Raw genomic sequence first — 21,403 nt, forward strand, 5'->3', positions numbered from 1 at the left:
GCGGAACCGCCCAGCTCCGCCCTCCGGGGTCCTCGGCACGCGGTCTTTGTGATACCCGTTTGGCGAAACGAATTGTCCTATCCGTCGGCAAATCGGCGAGCATGGGTAAAAACCGGGTGAATTTTCCTCCTTGCTCCCGGTTTTTTTCCTGCTACTGGTTTCCCCTAATTTTTTTAGGGAATTTCCGCCAGCACCCGTTTTTGTATGCCGACGCCTGTTTTTCGTCCGATTTTCGCATGTTTTATCGTTTTCACACTGCTTTATCCGATTCTTAACCAATCGTTTGGAGCCACCGTCGCCATCGGTGGAAAAGAGGGTTGGACCGCGATCATGTACGGCACCAACCAGGATCCGGCCGGGGACAGCCAGGCCGGGGCGGCCGATACCGACATCGTGGGCGACGATTTTCACGGCTCGCTTTACACCGCTTTCGACGACAACAACACTCCGTCACCGGACGACGACAGCCTTCTTTTCCGGTTGCGCATCGACAATCCGACTTCCCTGGGGAATTTCCGGGGAGTGGCGGTGGTCGGGATGGATGCCAACGGCGATGGTCGAATCGATTTGTTCATGCAGGTTGATGCCCGAAACAACGGGCGGGTAGTGCGGTTGATGGACCCCGGCACCGACGCGAACATTTCTCCCAACACCACCTCGACCTCGCCGCTTCCGCCGGGTTGGTTGCCGAACAACGGGATTTATCCGTTTACCGCTCATAATTTCAACTCGACGGTCGTCACCTCGGCGACCGATCCGCACTGGAATGGCAACAATGACCTGGGCAACGACGGCAAAATCGACGCCTTCGTCTCCTGGAGGATTCCCATTAAAGACATCGCCGCCGTTTTGGCGAAACCGTCACCGAGGGACAAGAACGGAGTCTACGGCCCCCGCGGACCGAACGGAATTCCCGGTTTCACCAAAGATACCCTGGTTCGCTACGTGGCGTTCACCCAAACCCAGAGCGGTCCGATCAACGGCGACCTTCTCGGGGTGCCGCGTCACTACGACCGCAACGCGACTTTCGATTCCCTCGGCACCATGACACCGCCGATGTCGGCCAGTCAACCGGTGGCCGCCGGACCGCGGGTGACGATCAGCACTCCGATCAGCGGAGGAACAATTAACTCCGTTACGAATTCGAATGTTACTGTCTCGGGAACAAGTGGTTACCTCGATGGGCGAACGTTGACTTTGTCCATTACCGACGGGACGACGACAGTGGTGGGCAATGCGTTGATTGCCGCCGGAGGAGCTTGGAGTGTGACCGGATTGGATCTGTCGGGATTGAGCGACGGCATTCTGACCGTCACCGCGTCAGCCACGACCGAAGCGGGGGTGACGGTGACCGATGTCGCCACCGTTTTGCACGATGCGACTCCGCCGAGTGTGACGATCAATCCGCTGTTGGCTAATTCCGCCGAACATCCGGTGATCAGCGGGACGAGCAATTTGCCCAACGGTTCGGTGATCACCATTCTCATCGATCCGGACAACAATCCGGGGACCGGCTTCCTCACCTATCAGGTGGTGGTGATGGACGGGGAGTGGACGCTCGACCTTGCGACGACCCCGCCTCTCGCGGGAACGATGCCTTCGGGCGGGTTGACCAGCTACGCGAAAATCACCGCGTTGGCCACCGATGCCGCCGGCAACACCGCCAGTGTCGATGCCCTGAATCCACCGACCGCGCGAAACGTTTCCACCAACAACACCACCCCGGTGCTTTCCGGGACGTGGACCAATATTCCGGGCGACGAATTGCGAATTACGATCGAGGGAAGCAGCGCGGTTTATCTCCTTTCGCCGACCGGCAACTTTTGGTCCCTCGACCTGGCGACGGCCACGCCGGTCTCAGGGACGCTTTCACCTCTTTTGCCGGGGAATACGTATGAGATAACGGCCTCCGTGCATCGGGGAACGGAGAGTGCGGCAGGAACGGGTGTTCTCGAAATCACCACCGCTCCGGTGGTGGCTGTCGGGATCGACGGGGGAGAAACCGCTTTCGGCAGCGATCCTTTTCCGGTAATCACCGGCACTTCGCAAAACGCCGGCGGATTTGTGATCGTGCGTCTGGATCCCGGAAACGATGGGGACTTGAGCGACGCCGTCACCTTTTCGGTGCCGACGGACGAAAGTGGTAATTGGTCATTGAATACGCTAAACGCAGCGCCGATTTCCGGAATCAAGCCCCCGGCCGGCTTCCTCGGGGATACCGGGGTCCGGGCCACCGACAGCACCGGGGAGGTGAGCGCTCATCAAATTCTCTCGATCACCGTTCCGACGGTGTCGATCACGTCGATCCTGTCGACCGCCGTGGAGGACAGTTTTGGTATAATCGATAACAGCCCCGGCACCGGCGACGCGTGGTTGAACCGAACTGAAGCGACCTCGGTGGCTATTTCCGGCACGAGCACCGGCGGTAGCTCGGTTGACCTGGTGATCCGCGATGGGGCGGGGCAGTTCATCGCGGTCGATGACATCCCGATCGTCGGTGGCGAGTGGTCCGTTGATGGACTGAATCTTTTGTCCCCTCTTCGCTTGAGCGACGGCGTTCTGACGGTCACCGCGACTTTGGCGAATACGGTGATCAGCGACGAGAATCAATCGGTTACATTGGATACCGTCCCTCTGCGAATTTTCAACACCACGCCGAATCCGATCAAACGGAATCAGTCGAATGAGGTCCTGAGCGGTCTTTCACAACTTCCGGTAGGGACCTCGGTCCGTCTCCGTGTGTATCCGACCAACGCATACGCTACGGTTCATACGAACGGCGGGCATACCTTTGATTACACGTTAGCCGTCGGAAGTGGAGGGAACTGGAGTCAAATACTAGCGAATCAGCTCGGCAATACTTCGTCGATTTACTATGTCGATGTCCGGCCGTCGGTGCAAAATACGGATACAGCGGGCAACATCACCCAACCACTCCGATGGGATCAAGGAACGACCACCGGGAGTTCCACCACCGGGACGATTGCGATCAATATAATCGCCGGGGATGATTCGATTGAGGTCGGAGATATTTCGCCATTGATCATCACCGGAACGGTGAGTGGATCCGATTTAGAGGGAGCTGCGGCTTCCGCTTTCACTTTGCAGATTTGGGACGGATTTACCACGGTCACTGCAGACTCGTTTGTCAAGAATACCGCGACTACCTGGACCGCGACCTTAAACGCTTCGACCGTGCAGGCTCTCAGTAACGGATCGTTGGTGGTAACGGTTTTTACCACCGGCTTAAGTACGAATTTCACCGGGATCAGAGCGGCGGAATTGTTTTTGGCCAATCCCGTCCTCACCATCACCGACGATGCTCCTTCGACCATCACGGGATCGGTGACTTACACGTTTACGTTTTCCGAGCCGGTGAGCGGTTTCACGGCGGACGATGTGATTGTCACCAACGGCACCAAAGGCGTGTTTTCGGGGAGCGGCGACACCTACACTTTGGTGGTGGAACCGGCGGATGACGCAACCGGGATTTTGTCGGTTGTGGTCGATGCGGGAGCGGGAACCGGGCAGGCCACCGGGCGGCCCAGCACGCCGGACAGTTCTTCCAAGCCGTTCGATACCACCGGGGCGGCCGATCCTCCCGAGATCACCATCGATACGACCGGATTGGCGACCAGTCGAACTCCGTTGATCACCGGCACCACCGATCTATCACCCGGAGCGCCGGTGTTGATTCAGATCGACCTGAATAACGACGGAGTGTTCGATTTGATCTATTCCGTGACCGTCCAACTCGGCGGAGTTTGGAGCCTCAACATTGATACCGCCACCCCGGAAACCGGACTTTTGCCCGAAGGCGGTCTGGATCCGTGGGCCCGCGTCGTCGCCACCGCCACCAACGCCTTCGATGTCAGCACTTCGGTGACCGGGCTCAACAAGCCGGTCGTTTCGTTTCACCTCACCAATAACAACAACACTCCGACGGTCAGCGGCTTCTGGACCGAAGTCGACGGCGATGTGCTCGACGTTTTGATTGAAGTCGGACCTGGCGACTTCGTCGGCGGGATTTTGGTGTCTGGCCCGACCTGGTGGACGTTGACGGTCGATCCGGCGTATTCGTTCGACGATGGTGTTTACGACGTGATCGCATCGGTGACCCGGGGTGCGGAAACGGTTTTCGATCTTACCGAAAACGAATTGCAAATCGACACCTTTGCAACGGTATCGATTCATAGTCCGACGGGGACGATCGGCAATCCGTCCCCGGTGATTTCCGGTTCGTCGGACGGCTTGCCGCCGGGAACCGTGTTGATTCTGGAGCTCGATTTAAATGGCGACGGGAATCCGGATCTTGAATACAGAACGGTGATCCGGTCGGACTTGAGCTGGTCGGTCGATACCGGTGTCGCGATCCCGTCCTCTGGGACTTTCCCGGGACCCGGGCTCAACGGCCTGGTGCACATCACGGCCCGTGCCACCGATCCGGCCGGCAACATCGCGACCGACGAGCGGGAGGTGACGATTAAGACGAGCGCGGAAATCGCTTTCACGACCAATCCGAGCACCCGGACCACCACTCCGGAAATCACCGGCACCACCGACATCGAACCGGGCGGGATCATCACGATTCGGATCGATTCCAATGACGACGGTATCTTCGACAAAGGACCTTACACCGCGATCGTCCAGCCTGACGGAACCTGGTCGGTGACGGTTCCGCCGGAGGATGCGCTCGCGCCGGGCACGATCGTTGTCGAAGCTTCGGGAACCGACGCCTTGGGGAATTCCGCGCTCGTCACCACGAACCTGATCGTCGATTTGAGCGCTCCGTCGATTTCCATTGCCACGCCAATCGATTCCGCGGGCGACGGGGACGGGGTTTTGAATGGGATCGAGAACCAGGCCGTGGTGATCTCCGGGACCGTTTTTGATATCCCCGAAGGAAGCGTGATTTACGTCGCCATCACCGATGGATCTGCCACGATTGTCGACACGGCGATCGTCGACGCGTTCGGGGCATGGGAATTGGAACCTCTCAACCTGAGCTCGCTGGCGGACGGAGTCCTGACCGTCTCCGCCACCTACATCGACAATTTCGGCGCCTTCTTCAACGATGTTGTCACGGTCGTCCATGATCAAACCCCGCCGCTCGCGCTGTTGAGTACGACAAACACCTCCATGGAAATTGTCGGAGCCGGACCCGAGCAATTCACCGTGACGTTTTCCGAACCTGTGACCGGATTGATTGCGGAGGATTTCGCTGCCTCGAACGGCGCGTCCGTGACCGATCTCTTTTATGTCGGCGACAACGTTTACACGTTCAACCTGGTGCCGTCTGTCAATGGAAGCGTCACGGTTTGGCTGCCGTCGGCACGGGTGGTCGATTTAGCGGGGAACACCAATTTAATCTCCAATTTGCTCACCTTTACTGTATCGGGATTGGCGGACGACGAGGTCCCGCCGACGGTGATCAGCATTTCACGGGAAGAGCCGGTCGCGGAAGTAACCAACGCCAATACCGTCGTATTCCGTGTGACCTTCAGCGAAGCGGTGACAGGAGTGACGACCGACAGTTTCGACCTTGTCGCGGCGGGGGGCGGAGGAACTCCGGTGATTTCATCCGTGACGGGCGTATTGGGAACCGAAGGGTCGGGAGGATCGTTCCTTCAATTCGATGTGACGGTCGATGGCCTGGCCGGATACGACGGGCCGCTGGCGATCGGGGTTGGCGAATCGCATGGCATTTTGGATACGGCGACCATTCCCAACCCCTTGGTCGATCGGATCCCGAACGAGACTGAAGGGTATCTGATCGACACCACTCCGCCGGTGGTCGACAGCGGCAGTGGGACGTTGAGCGGCAGCACCGTCAGTTTCGCGCTGATTGAAACCGGGTCCGGCCTTGCTTCCGATACCCCTTCTCCGGGAAGTTTCTGGGTGACCGTGACACCCGCGGATCCGGAAGCGGATCCATTCGTTCTCGCGGTCGCATCGGTTTCGGTAATACCGGGCACCAACACCGTGAGTCTCGCCCTGATTTCCAGTGTCGCCTATGACGATCAACTACAATTGACCTACGCTCCGCCGGGGACAAACGCGTTACGCGACGTCGCTGGAAATCTCGCGGATGGTTTCACGATCCCGCTGGCCAACCACACGCCGGTTCCGGACACCACGCCGCCGATGATCGATCTCGATCCCTCCTCCGGGGGGAGCGATTACGCCGCGACCAGCCCGGGCGGTGCCGCCGTATTGCTGAGCAATCCCGATCCCGCCAATCGAGCCACCCTGGTTGAGGATTCGGGTTGGGTCACCGATTTGTTCATCACCGTGGGCGGATTGCTTGACGGGGGCGACGAGCAGTTGCTATTCGACGGAGAACCGATGGCTGCCGATGGGAGCTCGACCTTTCTCTTCGATGTGTTGATCGGAGGAGTCCGGGTCAACGTCACCCACCAGGCGGGGGCTTTTGTCATCCAGAAATTCGATTTCTCGCCGATGACCGATTCCGAAGCCCAAGCCGTGCTCCGGACGATCGAATACCGGAACCTTGCGGGTCCGGCGACTCCGGGGCTCCGGACCTTCGTCTTCCAGGCCGAAGATCCCGCGGGCAACCGTTCCGCGGGCGCGGAAGCCGCCATTACGATTCCGAGTGCCTCCGCCGACGCGGCCGCCTCGACGCTACTGCCGCTCGCCTCGAGTATCGGCGTGGGTGGATACACCCAAGTCTTGATTGTCACCGCGAATGACGGAGGCGGTTCTCCGATGGGGACGGGTGGGGCAATTGTTACGATTACGCTTGCCTCCGGCAGCGGAAGCATCGGGACGGTTACGGATCATGGCGACGGAACCTACAGCGCGACCGTTACGTCTCCGGATCTTATCGGCAGCGGGGTTTTCGAGGCGACTCTCGATGGCCAACCGGTGCAGAACGGCGGTGCCAGTCAAACCGAAGCGGTGGTCACTTACGTGGCCGGACCGGCGGCTCAACTGGTTTTTATCAACGATCCGTTCAGCGGGGGCGACAGCATCGCCGCCGGAACAACCACACCCGGGAACCTGGTGCTGCAACTTCAGGACCAGTTTGGGAACCCGGTGATCGTGACGGATCCGGCGGGTCTGACCATTACGCTCGGAACCGGCAGTCCGTTGGGCGAATTCCGCGACGAATTCGGTCTTTCGATTTTTCCGGCGGAAGTGGTGATTATAGAAAACAGCAGCACAGTTACCTTCCGTTATTACGACGAGCGGGCGGGGACCCACACCCTGACCGCGAGCAGCGCGGGATTGACCGACGGAACCCAGCCGGTGGAAGTGACCCCGGCGGCTTTGGCCGGGTTGGTGCTGACGCTCCCGGGAGAAACCTTCGGGGTGGGGACCGGTAATTCCGGGAACCCGACGGCGCGGACGGCGGGCGAAGCCTTTGACCTCGAAATCCGCGCGGTCGATGCGTTCGGCAACATCGTGACCAGTTACGACGGGGAAAAGACGCTTCAATTTTCCGGAGCTTCGGCCAGCCCGAATGGCGGCCAACCGCAATACCCAGCAACGGTCACTTTCACCAACGGCGTAGCTGCCGGTCCCGCCAGTGCGGAAACCATCTTGTATCTCGCGGAAACGCTGCAACTGACCGCCACCGAGTTTGACGGTCCCGATCCGGTCGTCTCCGGAACCTCCTCGGAATTCGATGTCGTTCACGGAACGGTCGCCGGTTTCCTGGTGGAAGCCGACGGCGGCGGGCCGATCGGCACGCAAACTTCCGGGGAGGGGTTTGCGCTGCAAATCACCGCCAGGGATGCGTATGGCAATACAGTCACCGACTTCACCGGGACCGTCGATCTGACGCTGAACCAAGGCGGGTTCGTCAGTGGCGGAGGGACGACGCCCACGTTTGTGAACGGAGTGTTGACTGGCCATGCCGTGGCGATCGAGCCTCCGGATACGGGATATGTCATCACGGTCACTCGGACTGGACAAAGCGAAACCGGCGATTCCAATGCGTTCGACGTTGTCACGGTCGGCGACCCGATCGCCAGTTTGTCGGGCAGCTCGGTCCGTTTCGATCCGACGGGTAACGGAACCGGCATGGTCCCCTTCAACGCGGGCCTCAATCCGGAACGATTCACTCTCGAGGCCTGGGTGAAGGTGCGCGACGGGGCCGGAACCCGCCGGGATATTGTCGGGTCGCTCGGTTCGAACCGTGGGTTTATGTTGGTTGCCGGCGCGAATGACCAGTGGCAGTTTTGGATCGGCAACGGATTCGGTTACGCGGTGGTCGACAGCGGAGTTCCGATTGTCATGGATTCTTGGACACACTTGGCCGGGACGTTCGAAGGCATGACCGCGCGCCTTTACGTCGATGGCGAATTGGCGGCGTCGGTGGTCACCGCCCTGTGGGCAAATACGAGCGAACCGTTCGCGGCCGCTCCTGGTGCCGGATTCGACGGCGATATCAATGACGTCCGTTTTTGGAACGTAGCGCGGACCGCCGAACAAGTGGATCTGCTCCATCGGACCCGTTTGAACGGCCATGAGTTCGGATTGGTTGGTCACTGGCGTTTTGACGAAGGTTCGGGGACAACGGTGGTCAATTCCGCCGTCGCCGCTCCGGCCAACACCGGGATGACCTTGACCGGGACGATCGAATGGCTTCGTCCGTTGGATATACCGCTGGTTCGGGTCTTGGCGCTGGACGGCTTGGAAACGGAGATCGTTTTGACGGGATATGATCCGGCGGGGAATCAGGTCGATGCTTACATCACGGCGCCTCCCGCGGCGGAGAAGGGAAAACTTTTCCGGATGTTGGCCAATGGCGACCGGGGCGAAGAGATCGAATTGGTCGGCGGGACTCCGGTGTTGATCCCGGAAGGCCGGGTCCTTTACCTCCCGCTGGTTGGACCGAATCCGGATCCCGGCGAGGACATCCAGGAAGGGTTTGATGCCTTTGAGTATTACGTGGAAAGTCTCGGAATCCAGTCGAACGTCGAAACGGTGACGGTCGATCTTTTGGCACGAAGCATCCTGGGAGGGACCGCGTTGCATATCAATTCGTCCCCGGGTTCGAACCAGTATGTGCGCACTCCGAATGTGAGCGGTCTTTTTCAAGGTAACACGGCGGTGACGATCGAAATCTGGTTCCGCGCGGACGGTCCGGGAGTTTTGGTGACGGAGCTCGGACAGGAAACGATCGACCGAGGCTGGCAGAACAGTCAGTTGGAGGTGGTCGACATCGGAGGCGGGCAGGCGGAAGTTCGCGCTCGAGTTTGGAATCTTCCCGAAGCCGATGCCAACACCCTGGTCAATGGGATCACTCTCGGGTCGATCACCTATGGCGAGTGGAATCATGCCGCCGTCCGCTACAATCCGTTGGCCCGCCGGGTGGACGGATCCTTGAACGGCGTGATTTCAGGGAGTGTCTCGGGCGATCGATTGGCCCCATGGGAAGTGATCATCGTCGACAACTTCAACCAGGCGCACCGGCCCGGTTTATTCTATGCGTTCGGCGCGGAAGACCGGCAACATCTTGGCAGCGGCCAGGCAAACGTCGGTCAGTTTCCCGCGGACAATTTTTTCCAGGGAGTGATCGACGAGGTGCGGATTTGGCACAAGGCGGTGGCCGATGACCGGCTCCAGCAGGGACGGTTCCTCTACTTGAACGGCACCGAAGAAAAGTTGGCTCTCCTTTATCGTTTCGACGAGGCATCGGGAGCGACGGTCCGGAATTCCGCGGTCGCCAATCCCGAAACTCCCACGGACGCGACGATCTTTCATGGCGGGGAGCGGGTCGAGTCGTTCGCCGACCTGAACATGGCCGACACCATCCGGTCGGCGCCGGTCGTGGTGGAGTTGCCGGGGTTCCATGAAGGAGCTTCGCTCAGCAACGCATTCATCACGGAACTCCCGCTCTTTGGCGCATTGTATCAGTATGGTCATGACGGAGCGACCGGGGCTCGGATTGCCACGGTACCGGCTGAGGTGACGGATAGCCGTCGCCGGGTGATCTTCGTTCCGGCCGGAGGCGGGTATTTTGACCGTCTTGGTTACGAGACCCGGTTTTCGGGTGAAGTCTTCGGTCCGCGGCACCTTCGGTTCCGGGTGAAGCGGGTTAATGAGCGCCCCAACGTAGTCGATGGCCTCCTCGATATCGCCGCGGTGGAAGGGACTCCGTTGGAGATCCGGCACGCCGATCTCCTGGCCGCGGTCGGGGAACCGGGGAGCCCGCTCACGTTCCGGATCGAGCGGATTTTGCTTGGAGAACTCACCAAGGACGGCACCCCTGTGGTATCGTCGGTCACCATGGTCGGTCCCGGCGAATCGGTTTTCTTCACGCCGCCGCCTTATGTGAACAATAGCAACAACGGCGAGAACGGGGGCGAACCGCTTGCCGCGTTTCGGGTGGTGGCTTTCGACGGGCGCGATTACTCGGAAAACAGCGCGGTTGTCCGAGTGAACGTCGATCCGGCGCCGAGCGATCCGGTGGCAACCTTCCCCGGAACCGTGTTGCGTTTGAACGGAAACAATCAGTTTGTCTTCACTCGAAATGTCCGACCGCTTTTCCGGCAGGACGACCTGACGATCGAGGTATGGTTCCGGGTGGAAGCTGGCGGGGGCGGTGTGTTGATCAGCGAGCGGACCGCGGCCAACCTGTCGGGCTGGAGCAACAGTCAGTTGGAGGTTGCCGCCAACGGCCAGGTGCGGGCGCGCATCCCCGGTCTATATTCGATGACTCCGGTGGTCCTGGGGACGGTCGAATTTGGAACGTGGAATCATGCGGTGGTGCGTTACGATCGAGCCAACGAAATATTCGATGGTTTCCTGAATGGGGTGCGCGCTCAGGAGATTCGTGCGGGAAAACGTCTGACACCATGGAGTTCCGGGAATTTCACCGGTCTCTTTTACGGAATCGGGTTGCGCGATTCTTCCCATCTCGGGAACGGCGAAGCGTTCCAAGGTGAGATCCGCGAGGTGCGGATGTGGAACATCGCCCGGAACACCGGTTCGATCCGGACATCGTATCCGGGAAGTCTGACAGGAAATGAAATCGGACTGGCCGGATGGTTCCGTTTCGATGAAGGCGAAGGGATTGAGGTGGTCGATCATGGTCCCTTCGAATTGAATGCGTCGCTCGTCAACGGGCCGGAGTGGATGACGGGCGTTCGGGTGGATCCGAATTACCTCAAGGAGATCCGTCTCGAAGGATTCCATCCGGATGGCCGGACGATCGAATTTGTCATCACCGAATTGCCGAAGAACGGGTTTCTTTACCAATCGGACGGCCAGTCGTTGATTCAGCAAGGCGGAGTGGTAAACGGCTCGACTTTGTATTATTCGCCGGACGTGGCGGCGGGGGCCGATTCCTTCGTTTACCGGGTCCACGATGTCGACGAAACCTCGCGCATGTCGGCCGAGGAAACGGTGCATCTCGTTATCCAAGCGGTGAACGGGCCGACCGGACTATCGATGATGACCGACGAGGAACGGGCCGATGTGGTCCGGGTCGGATCGGTCGGCGTGGTGAAATCGCAACGCGACCTGATGACCCGACAGATCGCCTACGGAGATTCGTTCAGCATGTGGCAGGAACCGGTCGAGGCTTTGCAGATCGAGTTTTCGGTCGAAGCCGGCCGCCGTTTCGTGGTGGAGTATTCGGAAGACCTGGTGCATTGGCGCCAGGTGGACGAGGTATATTCGGTGCGGTCGCGACTGGATCCAAAACGGATCGACGGTGTGGCGGAAATCGAGACGGGCGCCGTTCGCGGCTTCATGCGGATCCGGGTGACGGAATAAACGCGCGATCCACGAGGCTGCGGGCGTTTCGGACGGAAAAATTTCATCGGCAGGCCCCGGGTTTTCTTTTCTGCTGGGTGTTTCCGTCAGCGACGTCGCACCACAATGAGAACATCCACCGAACGGCCGGAATTGTCATCCGGATTGCCCCGCAAGCTTCTTTTCGGGGGAGCGGCGGCGGGGATCGCCGGGTTCGCGCGGTTTGCGGCCCTCTTTTTGTTGGCCCGGGAATTGGGGCCGACGGCCTTCGGGGAATTCGTGTGGTTTTTGTGGGTAGCGGAATTGGCGGCGGTGATTGTTACGGCCGGGTGGAGTCAAGCCGTGACCCGTTACGTGGCGGAATACCGGGCCGGCGGCCGGCAGGAAGAGGCGGAGGCGATGGCGAGCCATCTGATTCGACGGGGCGTTCTCTGGGGGATGACCGGTCTGCCGGTGTTCGCGGGAGTCTTGTTCTGGGCGCCCGCTACCGGGGCGGCGACGTTTTTTTTGGCGGGCGGTTTGTATTTGGCGGGGGTTGTCGGAGCGTTTGCCCCGGCGTGGTTGCAAGGGAACCAATGGTTCGGACGGCACGCCGGGTTAAGTGTGGCGATGGGGTTTTTGGTGGTGGCCGGTGGTTGGGCGGGAGTGCGATACGCCGGGGTGGCGGGTGGATTGGCCGGTTTCCTGGTTGCGGCGGTTCCGGCGGTGGCGATCGTCGTCGCGGTGGGAAGCCGGAGGTCCAGGGGAGAACCGGCCGAGGAGGAACTCCGGCGGGTGAAGCGGTTCGTGGCGGCGACCTGGGGGGCGTCGGCGGTTTCGGCGATTGTTTGGATGCGGACGGAGATCGTCTTTCTCGAACGATTGGCGGGGGCGGAGGCGGCTGGGTTGTATGCGTCGGCGCTGGTTTTTGCGACGGCTTTGACGCAAGTGGTGCTGTTGTTTCGCGGGATTTTTCTGCCGCATTTTTCCGGATTGATCGGGAGGAAAGAACCAGCCGGGGAAGGGCGGTTGAAGTCTGCCTACGAGCGGTCGACTCTGCTGTTCGCGGTTGTTCTGTTTCCGGTTTGCTTCTTCGGGGCGGCGGTAGCTCCCGTGGTTGCGCGGGCGTTCGGCGAGGGATTTGCGGGAGCCTGGCCGTTGTTCGCGGTGTTGGCGGCGGGCGGGGCGGTTCATCTGTTCGCGGCGGGCGGGGCGTTGGCGTCGAGTTTGGAACGGAACCGGTTTGTGTTCGGATGCGCCTGCGCCGGGGCGGTCGGGTTTGCCCTTTTGTGCATTGGATTGATTCCGGTTTGGGGAATCTGGGGAGCGGCGACCGCCCGGTTGTGCGGGCAATGGGGGATGGGGATCGCCGGTGCGATCTACTTGAGCAGGCGGGCGGGGGTGCGGCTGCCGATCGGGGCGTTGGTCTGGACGGCGGGCGCGGCGGCGGCGGGGGCCGGAATCTGCGGCTGGCGGGTCGGAGCCGGTGAAAGTTGGCTCGACGTGGCAGTTGGATTGGCGGCGGGGAGCATTCTTTACGTGACCCTGATGTTGCTCCAACCAGTGGTTCGGGAGAGCCTTCGCCGGTGAGATTCGCGTTCATCAGTCCGGATTATTTGCAACCGGCTCCGTCGAGCATCGGGCTGGCGACTTCGCAACTCGGCCGGGAGTTGGTCCGGTTGGGGCATGACGTGGTGGTAGTGGCGTTGGCGGAGGAAGGTCGAGCGGCCGAGCGGATCGTCGGACAGGATGGAGTAGTGGTGTTGACGGTTCCGTGCGGGAAAGGAGGGCGGTGGAGCGAGATCGTGACGCGGTGGCGGATTCGTCGTCGATTGATCGAGGAAGATCGGGCGATGGGACTGGATCTGGTCGAGGTGCCCGATTTCCAGGGTTGGTTGCCTTGGGGAGCGGGGAAAATCCCGGTTCGGGTCCGGTTGCACAATAGCGTCGCTTCGCTCTGTCGATTCCGGGGAGCGAGGGAAGGGCTCATGATGCGGTGGTTCGAACGAAGCACCCTCGGGCGGGCCCGGGAATGGGCCGGAGCGAGCCGGTTCGCTTTTTCCCGGACGGAAGAAGTCTTTGGGTTTGTGCCGCCGCGCCGGGTGTTGGTCCCGTGTCCGGTGGATCTGGGCTCGCCGGATGGAGAGCGACCGGCGGGGCTGGGTGAGGGAAACCGGTTCGTATTTTGCGGTCCGTTGACCTGGTTGAAAGGAGGGGACCTATTCGGTCGAATTGCCAGGTTAGCCGGGGAAAGAGGCATCGATGGGAAGTTTGTGGCGATCGGAGAGGACCCGGACGGGAGGTCGGAAAAGGAATGCGGATCCATCGAGTGCCTGGGGCATCTCGCCCACCCTCGGGCGCTCGACGTGATCGGCGCGGCCACCGCGGTGTTGGTCCCGTCGCGCTTGGAGTTCCAGGGAATCGCGGTGGCCGAGGCGATGGCTCGAGGAGTACCGGTGTTGGTTCCCCGGAGGGCTCCATTCGACGAGTTTTTCACCAACGAGGAGGTCTTTTTTGTCGATGGGGATGAGGCGGAGGATTGGGTCGGTCAACTGGAGTTATTGCTAGCCAATGAGTTGGGAGCACGACGCGTTGCGGATTCCGGGCAGGCGAAAGTCCAGAAAAAGTTTTCAGCCCGGACCGTCGCACAATTGTGGTTGCAAGATGTCTGACCGGAGGGTGGGGCGGATGGCTTCGGATTTTCACCATTGGCGATTGCGTCAGGCGTCGTCCCCCATCAAATAGAAGGACTTAAAAAATGAGATGCGCTTTCTTGAGTATCCTGGCTTGGGGAATTCAGGCGGTTTTCGCGGTGGCGGCGATTGAGCCGATCGGGGAGGCGCGCGTGTTTCGCTACAACGGGCCCGGAAACGGATTGGATCAAGGGGCGGCGATCGCCGCGATGCCCGACGGTGGCGCGGTGGTCGTTGGGGCTTCCCGGGGCGCGACCAATGTTTCCGACATCGTGGTGGTGCGGATGGGGCCGAACGGGGCTCCATCGTCGGCCTGGCCCGACGTCGGATTCGGAACGGGAGTCCGGCGCTACGACGGGGGAATCAACCGGGATGACCGGGCCACTTCGGTCGCCGTGGGGCCGGACGGCTCGGTGTATGTCGCCGGGTATTCGGAAGGACTGAACACGTTCGACGATTACATAGTCTTGAAATTTGATTCGTCGGGAGCGTTATGCTCCACCTGGCCGAATACCGGGGCCGGAGTGGGGATCCGTCGTTACAACCGCTTGAGTGGCTACGACCAGGCCTTGGCGGTCGCGGTGGGATCCGATGGGAGTGTCTTCGTGACCGGTCGGTCGACCGGGGTGCAACAGCCCGCGATGATAGTCACGGTCAAGTATTCGCCGACCGGGGTGCAGCAATGGGCCGCCGTTTACAATGGCACGGGAAACGCCGAGGACCGCGGAATGGCCCTTCTGCCCACCTCCGACGGCGGCGTGATCGTCGGGGGGAACACCACCCGGCAGAACGGCCGGTTTGCGTATGTGCTCTTGCGATACAATAGCAACGGGACCCTTTCCAGTGCCTGGCCGACGCAGAGTCCGAATCCTGCCGGAGTCCGGGTGTTCACCGGTGTGAACGGAGAAACGGCGGAACTGGCCGGAATCGCTTGGTTGCCTGGGGGAGGAATCGTGGCCACCGGTCGGACTGATGTGGGAAGCGGCGATTCCGCGGTCTCCACCGTCGCCTGGTCGGCGGCGGGCCAGCAACTCTGGCACCAGCGCCGCCGGGCGGCGACCGTCGCCAGCGACCAAGGGATGGCCTTGGTGACCAATGCCGACGGCGACATCTTCGTGGCCAGTCGGTCGGAGCGAAAAGGAACCCCCGCCGAAATCGAAGTGTTGCGCTATCGCTCCGATGGCAGCTTCGACACGGAGTGGCCCGACACCGGCGAGGGCGCCGGAATCCGCCGTTGGAAGGGGGCCGGGGATTGGATCGCTTTTCCCACCCACCTCGGGTTGGATCGCCTGGGGAATTTGTTCGTGGCCGGGCGCGCGGTGACCGGCGGCGGTATCAGCGAAATTGTGACACTTAAATTTTCGTCCGATGGACGCTTGATCTGGAAAGACCGTTACAACGGGCCGGGGAACGACCTGGATGAACCGACGCGTCTCGCGATCGGGGGCGACGACACGGTCTGGGTGACCGGGCGATCCGACGGCGCCGGAACGAACGGCGACCTGGTCGCGCTCTCCTGGCCGCAGGTGTTGCCCTGGATCGACTCGGCTCCGGAAGTCGTTTTGGCGACCGTCGGGGGCTCATTGATCTTCCAGGCTGAAGGGGGAGGAAGGCCCGGAGCCGAGTTCACGTATCAATGGATCCAGGACGGAACGCCGGTCGGCACCGGTGCGACGTTTTCGCCCGGAGTTTTCCATCCTTCCCGGGCCGGCTTCTGGGAGTTGGAAATCACCGACGGCTTCAATCTCTTGCGGACTCGTTTCGCCGTGGCGGGAATGACGATCGGCAAGCAAAACGGAAACGTCGCCTTGAGTCTTTACGGACCGCCCGGGATACCCTTGGTGGTGCAATCCTCGACCAATCTCCAGGCTTGGGCTCCCTGGCAAACGTTGACCCATCCGGGAGGGGAAGTGCAATTGACCGTTCCGGGGGCGGAACGGATGTTTTTCCGCCTGGCGTTCCCGGGCTTCGACGGGCCGTGAAGGTGGACAATGAGTTGCCGGAGAGGACCGGAAGCGACGATTACGTCCGGCATTACGCCGCGATGGGGAACGCGATTCCGGATTGGGCGCGGGCGGAGCCGTTCGATGGAAGGGACGCCTGGCTGCCGAAGGATCGCGCGGGACTGGTGCTTGATTTGGGCTGCGGATTCGGCTGGCATCTGAGCCGACTTCACGCCGCGGGATTCCGGGATATCGAAGGAGTGGATACATGTGGAGAGTCGGTGGAGATCGCCTCCGCCGCCGCGGGAGGAAGGGCGCGGATCTTCGAACGGGACGGACGGGAGTGGTTGCGGGAAAACCGGGGACGATATCGCCTAATCCTCCTGTTTGACATCGTGGAGCATTTCCCCGCGGAGGAAGCGGTCGGGCTGTTGCGGGAGGCGCGCGAGGCGTTGGCTGTTGGAGGACGGTTGGTGGTGCGGACGCCGAACATGCAGGCATTGACGGCGGCCTTCAGTCGGTATGTCGATTTGACCCACCGCTGCGGATTTACCGAAACCAGTCTGCGGCAGGCGATGGTGTCGGCCGGTTTCGCGGGTCCGGTTATCCTGCCGGATCGGTCGGAGTGGGCTCCGGGAAAATGGCGGCCGTGGGCGCCTTGGCGAGGTTTGGCTCTGCGAGCAGGATTGAATCGCCTCTTGCACCGGGGAGTATACTTTTTGCGCGGACGGGGTGAAATTCCGAGCCGCTTTGCCATGAACCTTGAAGCGTTCGCGGACAACGACTAAGGATAGAACGAAAGAATGGGTAAGAATGAGAAGAACAGGCACAACGGAGTGGACGATGCGGGAATCCCCTTCACGGTCGCCGTGCCGACTTACCGTCGGGGCGCCTGTCTTCTGCGGACGTTGGAAGATGTCTTCGAGCAGCGGCCTCGTCCGAAAACCGTTCTTCTCTTGGATCAGACCGAAGTCCACGAGTCCGAAGTGGAGGAACAGCTCCGGGAATGGGAGGGCGAAGGGAAGTTGACCCGCTTGCGGTTGGCCGAGCCGAATCTTCCGGCGGCCCGCAACGAGGCGATCCGCCAAACTCAAACGCCGGTGCTTCTCTTTCTCGATGACGACGTGCGCCTGGTCGCCGGTTTTTTCGCGGCTCATTTGCGCCATCATGCCAACGGCGTCAAAGCGGTCACCGGGCGGGTCCGTCAACGCGACCATTGGGAGCCATATCGGCGGAAAGCTTCTCCCGGAACCCCTGAGTCGTATTTGGATTTCGACTACCAGGCGAAGGAGTTCCGGAGCGGCGTGGCCCGGATCTCCGGGTGCAATCATTCGATCAACGTCGAGTTTCTTCGGAAGATCGGTGGATACGACGCCCGTTTTTCCGGGTGTGCGATCTTCGAAGATGTCGATGCCGGATTGCGGATCTGGAAGGCCGGCGGCGAGATCGTGTTCGAGCCGGAGGCCTGCCTCGATCACCTGATCGAGCGGAGCGGCGGTTGCCGTGCGGAGACGAGTGGGAAAGGGACCCGACTCGATGAGGAAGTTTACCTCGCGAATTACTTTTTGTTTAAGCACTTCTTTCCGCGTTCTCATTTTTGGCAGCAGTATTTCGGACGCAATCTGCGGCGTTTTCTTTTCAATGCCCGCTACGTGAAACGCCCTTGGCTGTTGCCTCGCGGGGTTGCTGTGTTGGCGGCGTCAACCTGGAGGGCATGGCGCAACCGGAACGATCCGCGGTATCTCGGGCAGGGAAGGGGCGAGACGGAATGACGAGCGCTGAGTCAGAAAGGGTTGGATCCGAGCCGGCGTCGCAAGGTGATCGGACGGTGGCGCGGACGGGGGACGAGATATTGTTTCACTTCCGGACCCAGGGGACCGGGGCCGAGGCGGTCCATATCGCCGGGATGGCCCGGGCATTTGAAACGTTGGGACACCCCGTGGTGTTCTCCAGTCCGTCGGGGAACGATCCGAGGGAAACCGCCGGGTCCAGTCCGTTTCGGGCAGGGCGCTTTGCCAAGTTGCTGCGGTATTGTCCGGCGGTGGCGTTCGAGTTCCTGGAGTTGGCTTACAACGGAGCGGCGTATTTTCGCAATCGTCGCCTTCTGGCAGGGCGAAAGGTGGCCTTCATTTACGAGCGACATGCGTTCTTTCTTTTTTCGACCGCTCTTTTGGCCCGCAAGCTGAATATTCCTCTGGTGGTGGAGGTGAACGAGTTGGCCGGTGACGAACGGATTCGTCCTCAGCCCTGGCTTTCCCTTCTGGCGAGGTGGTCGGATCGATTTGTATTTTCCCGGGCGACTTTGGTGGCAGTGGTGTCGCCGCATTTGAAGCGGCGGGTGACGCAAATGGGAATCGCGCCGGACAAAGTTCTGGTTTTGCCGAATGCGGTTCACCGGGAGGATGTCCGGGAATTGGCGGATGGAAGTGAGGTCCGTCGGAAGTATGGTTTGGAGGGAAAAACGGTAATCGGATTCGTCGGGTGGTTCGTCTCCTGGCACCGATTGGGGAATCTGATGGCGACCTTCGCGTTTTTGTCGCGGCGGAACCCGGAGTTGCGTTTGGTGTTGGTTGGGGAAGGGCCAGAGGAAGCTGAGCTTCGGGAACGGGCCCGGCGGTTGGGAGTGGGTGATCAAGTTGTCTTCACCGGCGCGGTGCCGCATGTCGACGTGAGGCGTCACATCGCGGCGTTCGATGTGGCGGTGGTTCCGCACAGCAACGAGTTTCGGTCACCGATCAAGCTTTTTGAATACATGGCCCAGGCGAAAGCCACCGTGGCCCCGGCGACCGAGCCGGTCGCGACGGTGGTGACCCACGGTGAGGACGGCCTCCTTTTCGATCCGGATTCGACGGAGGCCCTGCGGGACGCCCTGCGCTCGGCGTTGACCGACCCGGTTGGCCGGACCCGGCTGGGCGAAAAAGCGCGGCAGACGGTTCTTTGCCATCACACCTGGGAGCGGAATGCTGAATCTATTCTGGAGCGGATGAATCGTCGGACGTAGCGTCGGGCTTTCGCCCGATGACCGGTGTTTTCGACGTCTCTGGGCCAGATGGGGGCCGGCGAAAGCCGGGATGCTACGGGAGGGATCGCGTGTAGCGTCGAGGGACTGTGTGTAGCGTCGGGCTTTCGCCCGATGACCGGTGTTTTCGACGTCTCTGGGCCAGATGGGGGGACATCCGGCGAAAGCCGGGATGCTACGGGAGGGATCGCGTGTATCGTAGAAGGATCGCGTGTAGCGTCGGGCTTTCGCCCGATGACCGGTGTTTTCGACGTCCCTGGGCCGGACGGGGGGACATCCGGCGAAAGCCGGGATGCTACGGGAGCCGGGATGTTACGGTCTTTGCCTGTCGATGCCGAAGGCGCCGGGGGCGAGGGGGCAGTCGAGGCGGCGGGTTGATTGCTGCGGGTGGATGTATTCGTATTCGACGGGATGGGTGACGGCCAAGGGAGGTGGGAGAGGTTTCGCGGCCGGGAGCGCGAAAGAGTCGGGGCGAAGACGGAAATCGTCGTCGGCGGGTGAGGCGAACCGGGGGTCGGGAATGGGGCGGATCGGTCCGCTACGGTGAAAGCCGTTGCCCGCGCCGTGACGGGGAGTCCAGTTTTCGAATACAGTCGAATGACCGAACAAGAGGGAACCGGGACCGGTGGTCAAGGCCAAGCGGGAGTGCCGGGGATCACCCGCGATGTGGATGATGTTGTTGAAGGCGTCGACCAGGCCGTTGGGGGAGGTGAGGCGGAAGAGGAGGGTGGTGCCCCGTTGCCGCGATAGGACGGTGTTGTGGTAGAAATAGAGGACGCCGGACCGGTAGCGTTCCAGTTGACCGCTGTCGCCTCCGAAATGAACCACGTGATAAAACGGCTGTCCGGAGGCGATGAGCAGATTTCCGTAGACGAAGGTGGATTGGTATTCGGGAGCGTCGCGGAGGGAGGCATGGGGACTGTCGACCAAGTCGAGTTGGCGGCCGCCTCCTTCGATGCGGTTGTAACGAATGACGGTTCCGGCGGAACGATCCTTGAGATTGACGCCGCGGGAGCCTTCGCGGGGAGGGCCAAACCAATTGAACTGGAATGTGACGCGGCGGGACATCGTGTAGGCGTTGTGCTCGTATTGCCCCCCTTCGGTCCCGTTGTCGGCGATGTGGCAATGTTCGATCAACAGATCGGAGGCTTGATGGGACGAAAGAATGCCGTGGCCCGATTGAATAAGAATGCAGTTGCGGATGGTGATGAACGAGCCGGCCTCGACGTGGATGGCGGCGGCCATGGGGCGGTAGGTTTGTTTGGCGCCGTTGGAGTCGGTAAAGGTGAACGGAGGGCGTCCGTTTCGGATTTCGAGGTTTTCGACGAGAATGTGGGCGGGGGCGGTGTCGGCGGGGATGTTGGAACCGCCGATTTTGAGGACGCCTCGGTCCTGGTTCCAGAAATCGAGTTCGCGGCGGGTGACGGCCTGATCGCCGTCAATCACCGGAAGTTGCCCGTCCGGGCCGGGAACTCCGCGGACGGTGATCGGCGCGTCGGCCGTGCCGGAGCGGGCGATCACCCACTTCTCCCGGTAAGGCTCCGGTCGCCAGTCGATCAACACGGTGTCGCCGGGACGGAGGGATTCCCAGGGAACGTCGCCGATGGCCACGAAAGGGGCGTCGGGCCCGACATGGTAGGTCGACTCTTCGCCCGCCGAGGAGATGGCGACGGCCTTGCTCAGGAAGATCAAAGCAAGCGCCAGCAGTTCCGGGAGCGATCGAATCATGCGAAGGTTCTGAAACGGGCGAACGACGACGGCAATGTTCGATTTCTCTGGGGACTCGCCACAGGAACCCGGACATTCCTGTCCGGGGATGAACGGAGAATGAACGGACAGGAATGTCCGTTCTCCTTTGGTGCATTGTCGTGGGTCGATTCCGGACTAGACAGGGGAATAGGGAGGGCCTATTAAGGACGGAAAATGAAGATCGGTTTCCCCATGGGCCCGGGCCCAAAGGAGCCCGGACATTCCTGTCCGGGTCTGAACGGACAGGAATGTCCGTTCTCCTTTGCCGTGTGCTCGATTCCGGAGGTCGGAAA

8 protein-coding genes are annotated in these 21,403 nt (G+C 61.1%); 7 read left to right on the forward strand and 1 reads right to left on the reverse strand.

Annotated elements, in window-relative coordinates:
* Nucleotides 1–204: 204 nt before the first annotated feature.
* From ACWUI2_RS12645 to ACWUI2_RS12675, 7 genes are all read left to right on the forward strand, one after another.
* Nucleotides 205–11,748, forward strand: coding sequence for a LamG-like jellyroll fold domain-containing protein (locus ACWUI2_RS12645; RefSeq protein WP_486983211.1), 11,544 nt, complete (start codon nucleotides 205–207; stop codon nucleotides 11,746–11,748).
* 105 nt (nucleotides 11,749–11,853) lie between these two features.
* The gene (locus ACWUI2_RS12650; RefSeq protein ID WP_486983212.1) at nucleotides 11,854–13,296 is read left to right on the forward strand and encodes an oligosaccharide flippase family protein; all 1,443 of its coding nucleotides are present in this window, start codon (nucleotides 11,854–11,856) and stop codon (nucleotides 13,294–13,296) included.
* On the forward strand, nucleotides 13,293–14,378 hold the full coding sequence (locus tag ACWUI2_RS12655; RefSeq protein WP_486983213.1) for a glycosyltransferase family 4 protein: 1,086 nt from the start codon (nucleotides 13,293–13,295) through the stop codon (nucleotides 14,376–14,378). Before ACWUI2_RS12650 ends, ACWUI2_RS12655 begins: the two co-directional genes overlap by 4 nt.
* An 86-nt stretch (nucleotides 14,379–14,464) precedes the next feature.
* Nucleotides 14,465–16,381 carry a hypothetical protein gene (locus ACWUI2_RS12660; RefSeq protein ID WP_486983214.1) on the forward strand — a complete coding sequence of 639 codons (1,917 nt, stop codon included), beginning with the start codon at nucleotides 14,465–14,467 and terminating at the stop codon, nucleotides 16,379–16,381.
* Nucleotides 16,378–17,130: a class I SAM-dependent methyltransferase gene (locus tag ACWUI2_RS12665; RefSeq protein WP_486983215.1), complete on the forward strand. Its 753-nt coding sequence runs from the start codon at nucleotides 16,378–16,380 to the stop codon at nucleotides 17,128–17,130. Before ACWUI2_RS12660 ends, ACWUI2_RS12665 begins: the two co-directional genes overlap by 4 nt.
* A 15-nt stretch (nucleotides 17,131–17,145) precedes the next feature.
* Complete coding sequence (locus ACWUI2_RS12670) at nucleotides 17,146–18,114, forward strand: glycosyltransferase family 2 protein (RefSeq protein ID WP_486983216.1); 969 nt, start codon at nucleotides 17,146–17,148, stop codon at nucleotides 18,112–18,114.
* Between the two features lie 56 nt (nucleotides 18,115–18,170).
* Nucleotides 18,171–19,343 (forward strand): glycosyltransferase family 4 protein, encoded by a 1,173-nt coding sequence (locus tag ACWUI2_RS12675; RefSeq protein ID WP_486983217.1) that lies wholly within the window; start codon nucleotides 18,171–18,173, stop codon nucleotides 19,341–19,343.
* A gap of 330 nt (nucleotides 19,344–19,673) precedes the next feature.
* Here the strand turns inward: ACWUI2_RS12675 and ACWUI2_RS12680 are convergent, their stop codons facing one another.
* Nucleotides 19,674–21,089, reverse strand: coding sequence for a right-handed parallel beta-helix repeat-containing protein (locus ACWUI2_RS12680; RefSeq protein ID WP_486983218.1), 1,416 nt, complete (start codon nucleotides 21,087–21,089; stop codon nucleotides 19,674–19,676).
* Nucleotides 21,090–21,403: the final 314 nt, after the last annotated feature.

The sequence above is a fragment of the Verruconatronum alginivorum genome, assembly GCF_056590205.1.